The sequence below is a fragment of the Natrinema salifodinae genome (genome assembly GCF_900110455.1).
In the GTDB taxonomy this organism is placed as follows: Archaea; Halobacteriota; Halobacteria; order Halobacteriales; family Natrialbaceae; genus Natrinema; species Natrinema salifodinae.
Map to the genome: position 1 here is coordinate 1 of NZ_FOIS01000003.1, position 12,984 is coordinate 12,984.

The 12,984-nt window shown below is 65.2% G+C and carries 23 protein-coding genes and 1 tRNA gene; 23 read left to right on the forward strand and 1 reads right to left on the reverse strand.

Annotated features, from left to right (window positions below):
- Window positions 1–24: 24 nt before the first annotated feature.
- Window positions 25–95 (reverse strand) — tRNA-Gly (locus tag BMY29_RS09995).
- Between the two features lie 304 nt (window positions 96–399).
- Between BMY29_RS09995 and BMY29_RS10000 the strand changes: the two genes are divergently transcribed.
- From BMY29_RS10000 to BMY29_RS10110, 23 genes are read left to right on the forward strand one after another with little or no spacing between them, the layout of a single operon-like run.
- The gene (locus BMY29_RS10000; protein ID WP_049989633.1) at window positions 400–1,278 is read left to right on the forward strand and encodes a putative RNA uridine N3 methyltransferase; all 879 of its coding nucleotides are present in this window, start codon (window positions 400–402) and stop codon (window positions 1,276–1,278) included.
- A gap of 4 nt (window positions 1,279–1,282) precedes the next feature.
- Window positions 1,283–2,305 (forward strand): 50S ribosomal protein L3, encoded by a 1,023-nt coding sequence (locus BMY29_RS10005; protein ID WP_049989632.1) that lies wholly within the window; start codon window positions 1,283–1,285, stop codon window positions 2,303–2,305.
- Between the two features lie 3 nt (window positions 2,306–2,308).
- On the forward strand, window positions 2,309–3,061 hold the full coding sequence (gene rpl4p, locus BMY29_RS10010) for a 50S ribosomal protein L4 (protein WP_049989631.1): 753 nt from the start codon (window positions 2,309–2,311) through the stop codon (window positions 3,059–3,061).
- Window positions 3,058–3,309: a 50S ribosomal protein L23 gene (locus BMY29_RS10015; RefSeq protein ID WP_049989630.1), complete on the forward strand. Its 252-nt coding sequence runs from the start codon at window positions 3,058–3,060 to the stop codon at window positions 3,307–3,309. Before rpl4p ends, BMY29_RS10015 begins: the two co-directional genes overlap by 4 nt.
- 3 nt (window positions 3,310–3,312) lie before the next feature.
- Window positions 3,313–4,035, forward strand: coding sequence for a 50S ribosomal protein L2 (locus BMY29_RS10020; protein ID WP_049989629.1), 723 nt, complete (start codon window positions 3,313–3,315; stop codon window positions 4,033–4,035).
- Entirely contained in the window at window positions 4,032–4,454 is a 423-nt protein-coding gene (locus BMY29_RS10025; RefSeq protein ID WP_049989628.1) for a 30S ribosomal protein S19, read from the forward strand. The genes BMY29_RS10020 and BMY29_RS10025 overlap by 4 nt, the downstream gene beginning before the upstream one ends.
- A 7-nt stretch (window positions 4,455–4,461) precedes the next feature.
- The gene (locus BMY29_RS10030; protein ID WP_049989627.1) at window positions 4,462–4,944 is read left to right on the forward strand and encodes a 50S ribosomal protein L22; all 483 of its coding nucleotides are present in this window, start codon (window positions 4,462–4,464) and stop codon (window positions 4,942–4,944) included.
- Window positions 4,944–5,897, forward strand: a complete 954-nt coding sequence (locus BMY29_RS10035) for a 30S ribosomal protein S3 (protein ID WP_049989626.1) — start codon at window positions 4,944–4,946, stop codon at window positions 5,895–5,897. Before BMY29_RS10030 ends, BMY29_RS10035 begins: the two co-directional genes overlap by 1 nt.
- On the forward strand, window positions 5,897–6,118 hold the full coding sequence (gene rpmC / locus BMY29_RS10040) for a 50S ribosomal protein L29 (RefSeq protein ID WP_049989625.1): 222 nt from the start codon (window positions 5,897–5,899) through the stop codon (window positions 6,116–6,118). The genes BMY29_RS10035 and rpmC overlap by 1 nt, the downstream gene beginning before the upstream one ends.
- A 22-nt stretch (window positions 6,119–6,140) precedes the next feature.
- Window positions 6,141–6,605, forward strand: a complete 465-nt coding sequence (locus BMY29_RS10045) for a ribonuclease P protein component 1 (RefSeq protein WP_049989624.1) — start codon at window positions 6,141–6,143, stop codon at window positions 6,603–6,605.
- A complete protein-coding gene (locus tag BMY29_RS10050) occupies window positions 6,596–7,039 on the forward strand; it encodes a 30S ribosomal protein S17 (protein ID WP_049989623.1) in 444 nt (147 codons plus the stop codon). The genes BMY29_RS10045 and BMY29_RS10050 overlap by 10 nt, the downstream gene beginning before the upstream one ends.
- Window positions 7,039–7,437 carry a 50S ribosomal protein L14 gene (locus tag BMY29_RS10055; protein WP_049989622.1) on the forward strand — a complete coding sequence of 133 codons (399 nt, stop codon included), beginning with the start codon at window positions 7,039–7,041 and terminating at the stop codon, window positions 7,435–7,437. Before BMY29_RS10050 ends, BMY29_RS10055 begins: the two co-directional genes overlap by 1 nt.
- A 2-nt stretch (window positions 7,438–7,439) precedes the next feature.
- The gene (gene rplX / locus BMY29_RS10060) at window positions 7,440–7,796 is read left to right on the forward strand and encodes a 50S ribosomal protein L24 (RefSeq protein ID WP_049989621.1); all 357 of its coding nucleotides are present in this window, start codon (window positions 7,440–7,442) and stop codon (window positions 7,794–7,796) included.
- Window positions 7,793–8,494, forward strand: a complete 702-nt coding sequence (locus tag BMY29_RS10065) for a 30S ribosomal protein S4e (RefSeq protein WP_049989620.1) — start codon at window positions 7,793–7,795, stop codon at window positions 8,492–8,494. Before rplX ends, BMY29_RS10065 begins: the two co-directional genes overlap by 4 nt.
- On the forward strand, window positions 8,491–9,030 hold the full coding sequence (locus BMY29_RS10070; RefSeq protein WP_049989619.1) for a 50S ribosomal protein L5: 540 nt from the start codon (window positions 8,491–8,493) through the stop codon (window positions 9,028–9,030). Before BMY29_RS10065 ends, BMY29_RS10070 begins: the two co-directional genes overlap by 4 nt.
- On the forward strand, window positions 9,023–9,223 hold the full coding sequence (locus BMY29_RS10075) for a 30S ribosomal protein S14 (RefSeq protein ID WP_049989618.1): 201 nt from the start codon (window positions 9,023–9,025) through the stop codon (window positions 9,221–9,223). Before BMY29_RS10070 ends, BMY29_RS10075 begins: the two co-directional genes overlap by 8 nt.
- 1 nt (window position 9,224) lies before the next feature.
- Window positions 9,225–9,617 carry a 30S ribosomal protein S8 gene (locus BMY29_RS10080; RefSeq protein WP_049989617.1) on the forward strand — a complete coding sequence of 131 codons (393 nt, stop codon included), beginning with the start codon at window positions 9,225–9,227 and terminating at the stop codon, window positions 9,615–9,617.
- 2 nt (window positions 9,618–9,619) lie between these two features.
- A complete protein-coding gene (locus tag BMY29_RS10085) occupies window positions 9,620–10,153 on the forward strand; it encodes a 50S ribosomal protein L6 (protein ID WP_049989616.1) in 534 nt (177 codons plus the stop codon).
- Window positions 10,154–10,156: 3 nt separating this feature from the next.
- Window positions 10,157–10,876 carry a 50S ribosomal protein L32e gene (locus BMY29_RS10090; protein ID WP_049989615.1) on the forward strand — a complete coding sequence of 240 codons (720 nt, stop codon included), beginning with the start codon at window positions 10,157–10,159 and terminating at the stop codon, window positions 10,874–10,876.
- Window positions 10,869–11,318, forward strand: coding sequence for a 50S ribosomal protein L19e (locus tag BMY29_RS10095; RefSeq protein WP_049989614.1), 450 nt, complete (start codon window positions 10,869–10,871; stop codon window positions 11,316–11,318). The genes BMY29_RS10090 and BMY29_RS10095 overlap by 8 nt, the downstream gene beginning before the upstream one ends.
- A complete protein-coding gene (locus BMY29_RS10100; RefSeq protein ID WP_049989613.1) occupies window positions 11,318–11,866 on the forward strand; it encodes a 50S ribosomal protein L18 in 549 nt (182 codons plus the stop codon). The genes BMY29_RS10095 and BMY29_RS10100 overlap by 1 nt, the downstream gene beginning before the upstream one ends.
- Window positions 11,863–12,519 (forward strand): 30S ribosomal protein S5, encoded by a 657-nt coding sequence (locus BMY29_RS10105; RefSeq protein WP_049989612.1) that lies wholly within the window; start codon window positions 11,863–11,865, stop codon window positions 12,517–12,519. Before BMY29_RS10100 ends, BMY29_RS10105 begins: the two co-directional genes overlap by 4 nt.
- Window positions 12,516–12,983 carry a 50S ribosomal protein L30 gene (locus BMY29_RS10110; RefSeq protein WP_049989611.1) on the forward strand — a complete coding sequence of 156 codons (468 nt, stop codon included), beginning with the start codon at window positions 12,516–12,518 and terminating at the stop codon, window positions 12,981–12,983. Before BMY29_RS10105 ends, BMY29_RS10110 begins: the two co-directional genes overlap by 4 nt.
- The last annotated feature ends 1 nt before the right edge of the window (window position 12,984 follow it).

Genomic DNA, 12,984 nt, shown 5'->3' on the forward strand with positions numbered 1-12,984 from the left:
TCGTCGTCGGTAGGTATCGAAAAATGCGCTGGCTGGGATTTGAACCCAGGTTGTGACCATGGCAAGGTCACGTGATACCACTACACTACCAGCGCCCTGCTGCACTCATACCTACTGCCGGAAGGATGTATAAGCGTTGCGAATTAACCCGGTATCGATACGGGACACCATATCGCTCGCGGCGTGATCGACACGGCAATGCGCCGGCGACAACAGGCATTATTAACCGGATTTCGGGTGATCGCTTGCTGACTCGTTGCCGCCCACGAATGTGTCTCCGTTCGGCACGAATTCTCGGGTGTGAGGGGTTCACAGCCGGAATCGAATCCGCTATTCTTTTAAGACCCTATCCGCAATACATCGCTACAGTCTAGTGACGCGGCGCCGAAGCGTCTCGGCATGACCGTCAGCGTACTCGTGCCGTCGTCGCTCACCCGGGAAGCCGAGGACAAACGCGAGGCCACTCGCAAACTCGGATACGTCGCCCGCGCGGCGACGATCTTCCGGGCCGATCGCCTGGTCGTCTACCCAGATCGGGACGGCGAAACCGGGCGATTCGACGGCGGGTTCGTAAGTACCGTCTTGCGGTATGCCGCAACCCCTCCGTACCTCCGAAACGAGGTATGGGGGATGCGGGACGAACTGGAGTACGCGGGCGTCTTGCCGCCGCTCCGCGCCATGTCACAGACCGGCTCCGAATCTACCGGTTCGGGGTCGTCAAGACAAGGGATCGTGACCGAGGTCGGACCTGAAGGGCGCGTCCGGGTCAATTGCGGACTGCAACACCCGATCTCCCTCAATGTCCCTCCGAAAATGGAGGTCGACGAGGGGGAGCGCGTGACCGTCAGGATCTCTTCGCGACGACCGGTCCGGGCGAAGCTCGTCGATCGGCCCCTTCCGGGGCTATCGATTGAGCAGACGGACCTTTCGGCAGCACTCGGCCGTGAGGACGCCGGCGTCCGTATCGCCGCCTCCCGTTACGGTGAAGAACTCACCGTGGGGCGGCTCGAGACGCTGGCCGGGCGCGTCGAGCGTGACGGTATGACCGTCGCGTTCGGGGCGCCCGAGAGAGGGCTGCCGGACATCCTCGGAATCGAGGCATCGGCCGTCACCGCGTCGGACGACTCCGACGACGGGGTGGACGATGACGGAGTCGAACCCACAGCCGATCCGGGGTTCGACCTCTGGCTAAACACGGTTCCGAACCAGGGAAGCGAGGTCGTGCGAACGGAGGAGGCTCTGTTCGCCACCCTCGCTCCCCTCTCACTGAGAGAGTGATAGAATGCCACAGTCAAACGCACCACGCAAAGGCTCACTCGGGTTCGGCCCACGGAAGCGCGCCTCCTCGGAGGTGCCGCGCTTCAACTCGTGGCCGGACGACGACGGACAGCCGACGCTCCAGGGCTTCGCGGGCTACAAGGCCGGCATGACCCACGTCGTCATGGTCGACGACCAAGCGAACTCGCCGACCGAGGGGATGGAACAGACCGTCCCCGTGACGATCGTGGAGACGCCGCCGATGCGCGCAGTCGCGCTGCGAGCGTACGAAGATACCCCATACGGGAAGAAGCCGGTCACCGAGGTCTGGACCGACGAGTTCGTTCCTGAACTCGATCGTGTCCTCGACCTCCCCGGTGACGACTACGACACCGACGCCGCCACGGACGAGCTCCGTGGCCTCCTCGAAGAGGGTCGCGTCGACGACGTGCGAGTCATCACGCACACGGTTCCGGCCGAGGTTCCCTCGGTCCCGAAGAAGAAACCGGACGTGATGGAGACGCGCGTCGGCGGCGGCAACTCCGTCGAGGATCGCGTCGACTTCGCCCTCGAACTGCTCGAGGACGGCGGCGAGCACGTCATGAACGACGTGTTCCGCGCCGGCGAGTACGTCGACGCCAGCGGTGTCACGAAAGGGAAAGGGACTCAGGGCCCCGTCAAGCGGTGGGGCGTCCAGAAACGCAAGGGCAAGCACGCCCGGCAGGGCTGGCGCCGCCGCATCGGGAACCTCGGTCCGTGGAACCCGTCCCGCGTTCGGTCGACGGTCCCCCAGCAGGGGCAGACCGGCTACCACCAGCGGACGGAACTGAACAAGCGCCTCGTCGACATCGGCGACGGCGCAGACGCGACGGTCGACGGCGGCTTCGTCAACTACGGCGAAGTCGACGGACCGCACGCGCTGATCAAGGGCTCGCTCCCCGGGCCGGAACAGCGCCTCGTGCGCTTCCGCCCGGCGATCCGACCCGGAGACCAGCCGCGCCTCGATCCCGAGGTGCGCTACGTCTCCACCGCATCCAACCAGGGATAACACATGGACGCAACAGTACGCGACCTGGACGGCTCGGACGCGGGCTCGGTCGAGCTCCCGGCGGTCTTCGAGACCCAGTACCGCCCGGATCTGATCGCCCGCGCCGTTCGCGCCGCCCAGGCAAACCGGAAACAGGACTACGGCTCCGACGAATTCGCCGGCCTCCGAACGCCGGCCGAATCGTTCGGTAGCGGCCGCGGGATGGCCCACGTCCCACGACAGGAGGGACGCGGTCGCCGCGTTCCCCAGACGGTCAAGGGACGCAAGGCCCACCCGCCAAAAGCCGAGAAGGACTGGACTGAATCAATCAACACGAAAGAGAAAAAACTGGCCGTCCGCAGCGCCATCGCTGCGACGACCGACGCCGAACTCGTCGCCGATCGCGGCCACGAGTTCGACGGCGATACCGAACTGCCCGTTGTCGTCTCCGACGAGTTCGAGGACCTCCAGAAGACCAAGGAGGTCGTCGAGTTCCTCGAGGCCGCCGGCCTCGCGGACGACGTCGAGCGCGCAGACGAGGGCCGCAGCGTCCGCTCGGGTCGCGGGAAGACCCGCGGTCGCAAGTACAAACAGCCCAAGTCGATCCTCTTCGTCACCTCGAGCGAGACCGGCCCGTCCCGTGCGGCCCGGAACCTCGCCGGCGCGGACGTCGCAACGGCCGCCGAGGTCGACGCGGAGGAGCTCGCACCCGGCGCACAGCCCGGACGGCTGACCATCTGGACCGAGAGCGCACTCGAAGAGGTGGCCGACCGATGAGCGTCATCGAACACCCGCTGGTCACCGAGAAGGCCATGAACGACATGGACTTCGAGAACAAGCTCCAGTTCGTCGTCACTCCGGACGCCGCCAAGCCGGAGATCCGCGACGAAGTCGAGGAGCGTTTCGAGATCTCGGTTCAGAACATCAACACGCAGGTTACGATGAACGGCAAGAAGAAGGCCGTCGTCCGCCTCTCCGAGGAGGACGACGCGCAGGAAGTTGCTTCGCGAATCGGGGTGTTCTAATCCATGGGACGACGCATTCTCGGTCAACGACGCGGCCGCGGGACCTCCACGTTCCGTGCCCCGTCGCACCGCTACAAGGCGAAGCTCGACCACAAGAAAGAAGAGGACGACGACATCGTCCGCGGGACTGTCGTGGATATCGAACACGACCCCGCGCGGTCGGCACCGGTCGCCGCCGTCGAGTTCGAGGACGATGACCAGCGACTCGTCCTCGCGCCCGAAGGCATCACCGTCGGCGAAGAGCTGCAGGTCGGTGTCAGCGCGGAGATCAAGCCCGGCAACACGCTCCCGCTCGCGGAGATCCCCGAAGGTGTGCCGGTCTGTAACGTCGAAGCAAACCCCGGCGACGGCGGCAAGTTCGCCCGCGCCTCGGGGACCAACGCCGACCTGATCACCCACGACCGCAACGCTGCGGTCATCCAGCTTCCCAGCGGCGAGGTCAAGCGCCTCGATCCGCAGTGTCGCGCCACCATCGGCGTCGTCGCCGGTGGCGGTCGCACGGAGAAGCCGATGGTCAAGGCCGGCAACAAGTACCACAAGATGAAAGCCCGGGGCACGAAGTGGCCCCGCGTCCGCGGTGTTGCAATGAACGCCGTCGACCACCCGTTCGGTGGCGGCGGCCGCCAGCACCCCGGCAAACCGAAGTCCGTCTCGCGGGACGCCCCGCCGGGACGGAAGGTCGGTGACATCTCCTCCCGACGCACCGGTCGAGGTGGAAACAAATGAGTCAGGAGTACCGAACCGGCCGCGAAGGTGAGTTCACCTACCGCGGCTACACGCTCGAGGAGCTGCAGGATCTGGAGCTCGACGAGGTTGCGGAACTGCTACCCGCGCGCCAGCGGCGAAGTATCGAACGCGGCCTCGCCGTCGAGAAGCAGAAGCTTCTCGAAGAGGCCCGCGAGAAGGGCGAGGAAGAGACGGCGAACGCGCCGATCCGAACGCACCTCCGGGACATGCCGATCCTGCCGGAGTTCGTCGGCCTGACCTTCGAGGTCTACAACGGCCAGGCGTTCGAGCGCGTACGCGTCGAACCTGAGATGATCGGACACTATCTCGGCGAGTTCCAGCTGACCCGCACGTCCGTCGAACACGGCCAGGCGGGGATCGGCGCAACTCGTTCCTCGAAGTTCGTCCCACTGAAGTGATCAACGCATGGGAATCAACTACTCAGTCGACGCGGATCCGGACGCCACCGCGAAAGCGATGCTCCGGGAGCGTCATATGAGCCACAAGCACAGCAAGGAGGTCGCCCGCGAGATCAAGGGCCGAACCATCGGGGACGCCCAGGCGTACCTTCAGGACGTGATCGACGAAGTGCAGTCGGTGCCCTTCAAGTCGCACAACGCCGGGGCGGGCCACCGCTCCGACGTCGAGGGCTGGGACGCCGGCAAGTACCCGGAGAAGGTCTCCGAGGCGTTCCTCGACCTGCTCGAGAACGTCGAGGGCAATGCCGACCACCAGGGCTTCGACGGCGAGTCGATGGAGATCGTCCACGTCGCCGCCCACAAGGTCGGCGAGTCCGTCGGCCGCAAGCCCCGCGCGATGGGGCGGGCGTCGTCGTGGAACACGCCGCAGGTCGACGTCGAGATCGTCGTCGAGGAACCAGAGGACGAGATAGACGAGGGTGATACCTAATGGCTGACGAACAACAGTTCATCGAAAACGGCCTGCAGCGGTCGCAGATCGACGAGTTCTTCCAGGAAGAACTCGGTCGTGCAGGCTACGGTGGTATGGACGTCGCCAAGACGCCGATGGGTACCCAGATCGTCCTCAAGGCCGAGAAGCCGGGGATGGTCATCGGCAAGGGCGGCGAGAACATCCGGAAGGTCACGACGGCTCTCGAGGAGAAGTTCGACCTCGAGGACCCCCAGATCGACGTGCAGGAGGTCGAAGAACCCGACCTCAACGCGCGGATCGTGGCCGACCGCCTGGCCAACGCGCTCGAACGCGGCTGGTACTTCCGCAAGGCCGGTCACACGACGATCGACCGGATTATGGAAGCCGGCGCGCTCGGCGCCGAGATCGTCCTTTCGGGGAAGGTCACGGGCGCTCGATCGCGCGTTGAGAAGTTCAACCGCGGCTACATCAAGCACAACGGCGAGCCCGCCGAAGAGGTCGTCGACCACGGCCAGGGCGTCGCGGTGATGAAGCTCGGCACCATCGGTGTCGACGTCAAGATCATCCCGCCAGGCGCCGAGTTGCCCGACGACTTCCAGATCAACGAGGACATGGATCCAGAAGAGGTCGTCCCCGATGCCGTCGAGGCCAACGAGGCCGAGGGCGTCGAGGAACTCCTCGAGGGCGAACCCGAGGAGGCCGAGGCCGCCGACGCCGGCGCCGAGGCTGCGGCCGACGAGGCCGTCGAGACCGAACCCGAACTCGACGAGGAAGACGTCGAGGAGGTCATCGAAGAGGAAGTCGAGGCTGACGCCGACGAAGAGTTCGAGGAAGTCGACGTCCCCGAAGGCGACGAGGACGTCGAAGAAGAACTCGACGAACTCGAGGAGGACGTCGAGGCGGAAGCCGAAGAGCTCGTCGAGGAGATGGAAGCCGAGGATGCGGACGAAGACGAGGGAGGTGACGCCTGATGGCGATCCTGCACGTCGAAGAGATCCGCGACATGACCCCTGCCGAACGGCAGGAGGAACTCGAGGAGCTCGAGACCGAGCTGCTGAACGCGAAGTCCGTCCTGGCCGCCGGCGGGGCCCCGGAGAACCCGGGCCGCATCGGTGAGCTGCGTCGCACCATCGCGCGGATCAAGACGGTCCAGCGCGAGGAAGGCGACCTCGAGGACGAAGCGGACGAATAACCACACCCTACACACCAACACCATGGCACTGACACCCGAGACCCTGCCGCGACACGAACTCAACGGCCTCCCCGTGCGGGTCGTCGAGAGCGACGACGCCTCGCGGGAGGGCCTGGCGGGTCGCGTCGTCATCGAGACGACGAAGACCCTCTCGATCGAGATTCGCGATAACGGCGAGTCTCGGGTCGTCATGGTGCCGAAATCGGGCTCGACGTTCGAGTTCGCGATCACAGATGACGCCGCCGACCTCGCAAAGAGGTCGGGGACCGCGTCCAAACTGGCCGACACTGAACCCGACTCCGCCGAGTCATCGGACGAGTCGGACCGAGCCGGCGGCGACGCCGCCGGCTGTCGTGGCGATGGTCCCTCGCGGGACCACCGCCACGCTGCTGGCGAGGACGTGGCCTACGTTACGGTCGATGGATCGCGCTTGCTCTCACGACCCGCCCGACGCACGGAAACGAGTGGTGACTCACCATGGCAATAGGACTAGACGTTGAAACCCCTCCGGAACCAGAAAACCCGGAGGAATACGACTACGAGAAGTGTCCGTTCTACGGCGAGCTCTCCGTTCGAGGCCAAGTCCTCGAGGGGACCGTCGTCTCGACGGACATGGACAAGACCGTGGTCGTCGAGCGAGAGTACGACGTGGCGGTTCCGAAATACGACCGCCACATGAAGCGACGCTCGCGCGTCCCGGCTCACGTGCCGGGCGTGCTCGAGCCGCTCTCGGTCGGTGACACGGTCAAGATCGCAGAGACCCGACCACTGTCGAAGACCAAATCGCACGTGGTCGTCGAAGTAACCGAAGAAGCAACCGCGGCGGACGTCGCCGAGCTCACGGGCCAGGCCGAGCCTGAGCCGGAGCTCTCCGACGAGGACCTCGCCGCGGCTGCAGACGAAGACGAAGGTGATCAGTGATGGAGGCGATGAAAGCCGACGTCACGCAGGGCCTCAAGAAAGGCTCGCTGGTCACGTGCGCCGACAACACCGGCGCGCGTGAGTTGAAGGTCATCAGTGTCTCGGGCTACCACGGCACCAAGAACCGCCAGCCGAAGGCGGGGATCGGTGACAAGGTGACCGTCTCGGTCACGAAGGGTACCCCCGAGATGCGCCGCCAGGTCCTCGAAGCCGTCATCGTCCGCCAGCGGAAGTCGATCCGCCGACCGGACGGCACGCGGCTGAAGTTCGAGGACAACGCGGCGGTCATCATCGACGAGAACGAAGAGCCCCGCGGCACGGAGATCAAGGGGCCGATCGCTCGCGAAGTCGCAGAGCGCTTCGGTGCAATCGCCTCTACCGCGACGATGATCGTATAGATATGAGCAAGCAACCACACAAACAGCGAACGCAGACGGAGCGTGCGCCGCTGCACAAGCGGCAGAAGCAGCTCCACGCGACGCTGTCCGACGAGCTCCGCGAGGAGTACGACACCCGTCGCACCCGCGTCAACGCGGGCGACACGGTCGAGATCATGCGCGGCGACCACGCCGGCGAGCAAGGCGAGGTCATGCGCGCGATTCTCGAAGACGGGACGATCCACGTCGAGGACGTGACCGTCGAGACGGCCGACGGCGAAGAAGTGCCGCGGCCGCTCGACCCGTCGAACGTCCGGATCACGGAGCTCGACCTCGAGGACGAGCGTCGCGAGGCACGCCTCGAAGGTGATAACGAATGACGAAACACCAGAAACGACTGTCGGTCCCGAAGTCCTGGCCGGTCGAGCGGAAGACCGAGACCTTCACGGTGAAGGCCGGTGCCGGCCCGCACGGTAAGGAGGGCGTCCCGCTCGTCGTCCTCCTGCGGGACGTGCTCGGCTACGTGGACTCGCGCAAGGAAGCCCGGTACGCCCTCTCCGAGGATGCGATCCTCATCAACGGGGACGCGATCAACGACGAACAGCGCCCGATCGGCATGTTCGACATCGTTGCCTTCCCCGGGCGCGAGGAGTACTACCGCGTCTTCCCCGACGAGGGCGGTCAGCTCGCGCTGACCGGGATCAACGAGGACGCGGCCCAGAGCCGCCTCGGCAAGATCGAGAGCAAGCAGCAGGTGCCCGGCGGCCAGACGCAGCTGACGCTGCACGACGGGACGAACGTCCTCGTCGAGGACGACGAGTACAGCACCAACGACTCGATCGTCGTCGATAACGAGGACAAGTCGGTCGTCGCCCACTTCCCCTACGAAGAGGGCGCGCTCGTCACCGCCGTCCGCGGCAACCACGGCGGCAAGGTCGGCGAGATCAACGCGATCGACGTCACGCCAGGCAGCGGCTCGAACACCGTCGGCGTCTCCACGGACGACGGCGGCTTCGAGACGGTCGAGGAGTACGTCGTCGTGATCGACGAGAACTTCGTCGGAGGTGACGACGAATGAGCGAAGCCGACTCCGCCGACTTCCACGAGATGCGCGAACCGCGCGTCGAGAAGGTCGTCGTCCACATGGGCGTCGGTCAGGGCGGTCGTGAACTCGGCCGCGCCGAGGACATCATCGAGGAGGTCACGGGCCAGGAAAGCGTCCGTACGCAGGCAAAGCGGACCGAGCCCGACTTCGGCATCCGTCAGGGTGACCCGATCGGTGCGAAGGTGACTCTCCGCGGCAACGACGCCTACGATTTCCTCGAGACGGCGCTGCCGCTCGCCGACGTCTCGGCGTCGCAGTTCGACAACACGGGGAACTTCAGCTTCGGTGTCGAGGAACACACCGACTTCCCCAGCCAGGAGTACGACCCGAACGTCGGGATCTACGGGCTGGACGTCACCGTCAACCTGGTGCGTCCGGGCTACCGCGTCTCCAAGCGCGACAAGGCCACCCGCTCGATCCCGTCGAAGCACCGTCTGATCCCCGAGGACGCCATCGAGTTCCTCGAGGCGAACTTCGACGTCAGCGTGGAGGGCACGGACGATGAGTGAAAGCGAAACCGAAACTGAAACCGAAACCAACGCCGACCGCACGGGCGAGCACGCGGCAAAGCGGACGGGACAGATCGAGTCCTGTCAGCGCTGTGGCCGCGAGCAAGGGCTCGTCGGCAAGTACGATATCAACCTTTGTCGACAGTGCTTCCGAGAGATCGCCCGCGACATGGGATTCAAGAAGTACCGATAACATGACCGGGAACGATCCACTCAGCAACGCGCTCTCGGGTCTCGACAACGCCGAGAGTGTCGGACACCTGAGCCACGAGGTAACGCCCGCCTCGAACGAGATCGGCAGCGTGCTCGAGGTCTTCTACGACCGCGGGTACATCGACGGCTTCGAGTACGTCGATGACGGCAAAGCCGGTCGGTTCGAGATCGAACTGAAAGGAGCGATCAACGAGTGCGGCCCCATCAAGCCCCGCTACGCCGCCGGTGCCGACGACTTCGAGAAGTGGGAGAAGCGCTATCTCCCCGCTCGAGACTTCGGCGCTCTCGTCGTTACGACGAGCAGTGGCATCATGAGCCACTACGAGGCGCGCGAACAGGGTATTGGGGGCCAGGTGATCGCATACGTCTACTAACCATGCGAGTTGAACTGGAAATCCCCGAAAACGTATCCGTCGAGGTCGATCGATTCGACGTGACCGTCGAGGGTCCGGAAGGCAGCGTCACGCGCCGCCTCTGGTACCCCGACGTGACCGTCGAGGCCGACGACGACCAGGTGGTCATCGAGAGCGGTACCGAGGACGCGAAGACGAACGCGACCGTCGGCACCTTCGAGAGCCACATCGAGAACGCGTTCCACGGCGTGACCGAGGGCTGGGAGTACGAGATGGAAGTCTTCTACTCTCACTTCCCGATGCAGGTCCGCGCGGAAGGCGACGAGGTCGTCATCGAGAACTTCCTCGGCGAGAAGGCAGCGCGACGAACGACTATCCACGGTGAGACGGAGGTCTCCGTCGACGACGAGCAGCTCGTCCTGTCCGGCCCCGACAAGGAGGACGTCGGACAGACGGCGGCCGACATCGAGCAGCTGACCCGTGTCAGCGGCAAGGACACCCGTATCTTCCAGGACGGGGTCTACATCACCAACAAACCCGCCAAGGGAGGTGTCTGATAGATGGCAGACGAGCAAGACGAACCCCAGGAACTCGAGGATATCAGCGGTGTCGGCGAAAGCAAGGCCGAAGCGCTGCGCGAGGCCGGCTTCGAGTCCATTCAGGACGTCAAGGAAGCCGACCAGGACGACCTGGCCAATGCTGACGGTATCGGGAACGCACTCGCGGCCCGTATCAAGGCCGACGTCGGTGACCTCGAGGTCTCCGAGGAGACCGAGGCCGAGATCGAAGACGAAGGCGTCGAGGAAGAAGCCGAAGCCGACGAAGACGTCGAGACGGAGCTTCGACCGCGCGGGCTGACCGAGAAGACGCCCGAGCTGACCGACGAGGAACAGCGGCTGCTCACCCGACGCAAGAGCGAGGGCAAGCCGCAGTTCAACCGGCAGGATTACCACAAGAAGAAGCGGACGCCGGAATCGTGGCGTCGTCCCCGCGGCACGCTGTCCAAACAGCGCCGCAGCGTCAAGGGCAAGGGCCCGAAAGTGGGAGCCGGCTACCGAACGCCCACCGAAGTCCGGGGGAAACACCCCAGCGGCTTCGAGGAGGTCTACGTCGAGAACACGGACGACCTCGAGGGCGTCGACGGCGACCGCGAAGCGGTCCGGATCGCCTCCTCAGTCGGCGCGCGCAAGCGCGAACGGATCGAGGAGCAGGCAGAGGAGCAGGACATTCGCGTCCTGAACCCGACCTACGAAGAAGTCGAGGTGGAAGCCAATGACTGATCTCTCCGCACAGAAGCGACTGGCGGCCGACGTCTTAGACGTCGGCAAGAATCGCGTCTGGCTCGACCCCGACGCCCAGGGTGAGATCGCCGAAGCGATCACGCGCGACGAGATCCGCGAACTCGTCGACGACGGCCGTATCCAGGCCGCCGACCCGAAGGGCAACTCCCGCGGCCGCGCCCGAGAGCGCAACGAAAAGCGTGCCTACGGCCACCAGAACGGTCAGGGTAAGCGCCGCGGCAAGAAGGGCGCCCGCCAGAACGAGAAAGACGAATGGCAGAACAAGATTCGCGCACAGCGCCGGAAGCTGCGCGAACTCCGCGACAAGGGCGAAATCACGCCCACGCAGTACCGCGAGCTCTACAAGAAGGCTGGCGGCGGGGAGTTCCGTAGCGTCCGGTACCTGTTGAACTACATCGACGACAACTACGGTGACCAATAATGGCGACAGGACCACGATACAAAGTGCCGATGCGGCGTCGCCGTGAGGTCCGGACGGACTACCACCAGAGGTTGCGCCTGCTGAAATCGGGCAAGCCCCGCCTCGTCGCTCGCAAGAGCAACAAGCACACTACGGCGCAGCTGGTCACTCCCGGACCTCAGGGAGACGAGACGCTCGCAAGCGCACACTCGAGCGACCTCGAGGAGTACGGCTGGGAAGCCCCCACGAGTAACATTTCCGCGGCTTACCTGACCGGCCTGCTGGCCGGCAAACGGGCGGTCGACGCCGGCCTCGAAGAGGCCGTCCTCGACATCGGCCTCAACACGGCCACGCCTGGCAACAAGGTGTTCGCGGTGCAGGAGGGCGCGATTGACGCCGGCCTCGAGATCCCGCATAACGACAGCGTGCTCGCGGACTGGTCGCGTACGCGCGGCGAGCACATCGCCGAGTACGCCGAACAGCTCGACGAGCCGTTGTACAGCGGCGACTTCGACGCAACTGACCTCCCCGAACACTTCGATGAGGTACGAGAGGCGATTCTAGAATGAGCGCAAACGACTACAACGACGACGGTTGGCAGCCCGTCACCCGTCTCGGCCGCATGGTTCAGGAGGGCGAAATCGACACCATGGACGCTGCCCTCAACTCGGGTCTCCCGCTGAAGGAGCCCGAACTCGTCGATCAGCTCCTGCCGGGGCTGGAAGACGAGGTTCTGGACATCAACATGGTCCAGCGGATGACCGACTCCGGACGACGCGTGAAGTTCCGGTGCGTCGTCGCCGTCGGCGACCGTGACGGCTTCATCGGCTACGCCGAGGGCCGGGACGACCAGGTCGGGTCTGCCATCCAGAAGGCGATCGGTATCGCGAAGCTGAACATGATCAAGGTGCCCCGCGGCTCCGGGTCGTGGGAGGACCGCTCGGACCGACCCCACTCGCTGACCCGACGGACGACCGGCAAAGCCGGCTCCGTCGAGGTCGAGGTCATCCCCGCCCCCGAAGGGCTGGGCCTGGCCGCCAGCGACACGGTCCGCGCCGTCCTCGAACTGGCCGGGATCGAAAACGCCTGGACCAAGAGCCACGGCAACACCCGGACCACGGTGAACCTCGCAAAGGCGACGTTCAACGCGCTCGAGAACGCCTCGCAGTCGCGCCAGCCGCGACGGAACCGAGAGAGCGAACGCGAGGTGGCTGACCAATGAAGGCAGTCGTCCAGGTCCGCGGTGAGGTAAACCGCCAGGAGGACGTCCAGGATACCCTGGAGATGCTGAACATCCACAACGTCAACCACTGCGCACTCGTCCCCGAGACCGACACCTACACGGGGATGGTCAACAAGGTCAACGATTACGTCGCTCACGGCGAACCCAGTGCCGAGGTGCTCGCGACGCTGCTCGAGCGCCGTGCGGAGCCGCTTGAGGGCAAGCAGTCCGACGTCGACGAAGCGTGGCTCGCCGACAACAGCGAGTACGGCGGCTTCGACGAGCTCGCCGAGGCGCTGCTCGACGAGGAGACGACGCTCCGCGACGAGGGGCTGTCGCCGACGCTCCGGCTTCACCCGCCACGCGGTGGCCACGAGGGCATCAAGAAGCCGACCGCCGAGGGCGGTCAACTCGGAAAGCATACAACAGGGGAAATCAACGACCTCTTAGAATCGATGCGATAAC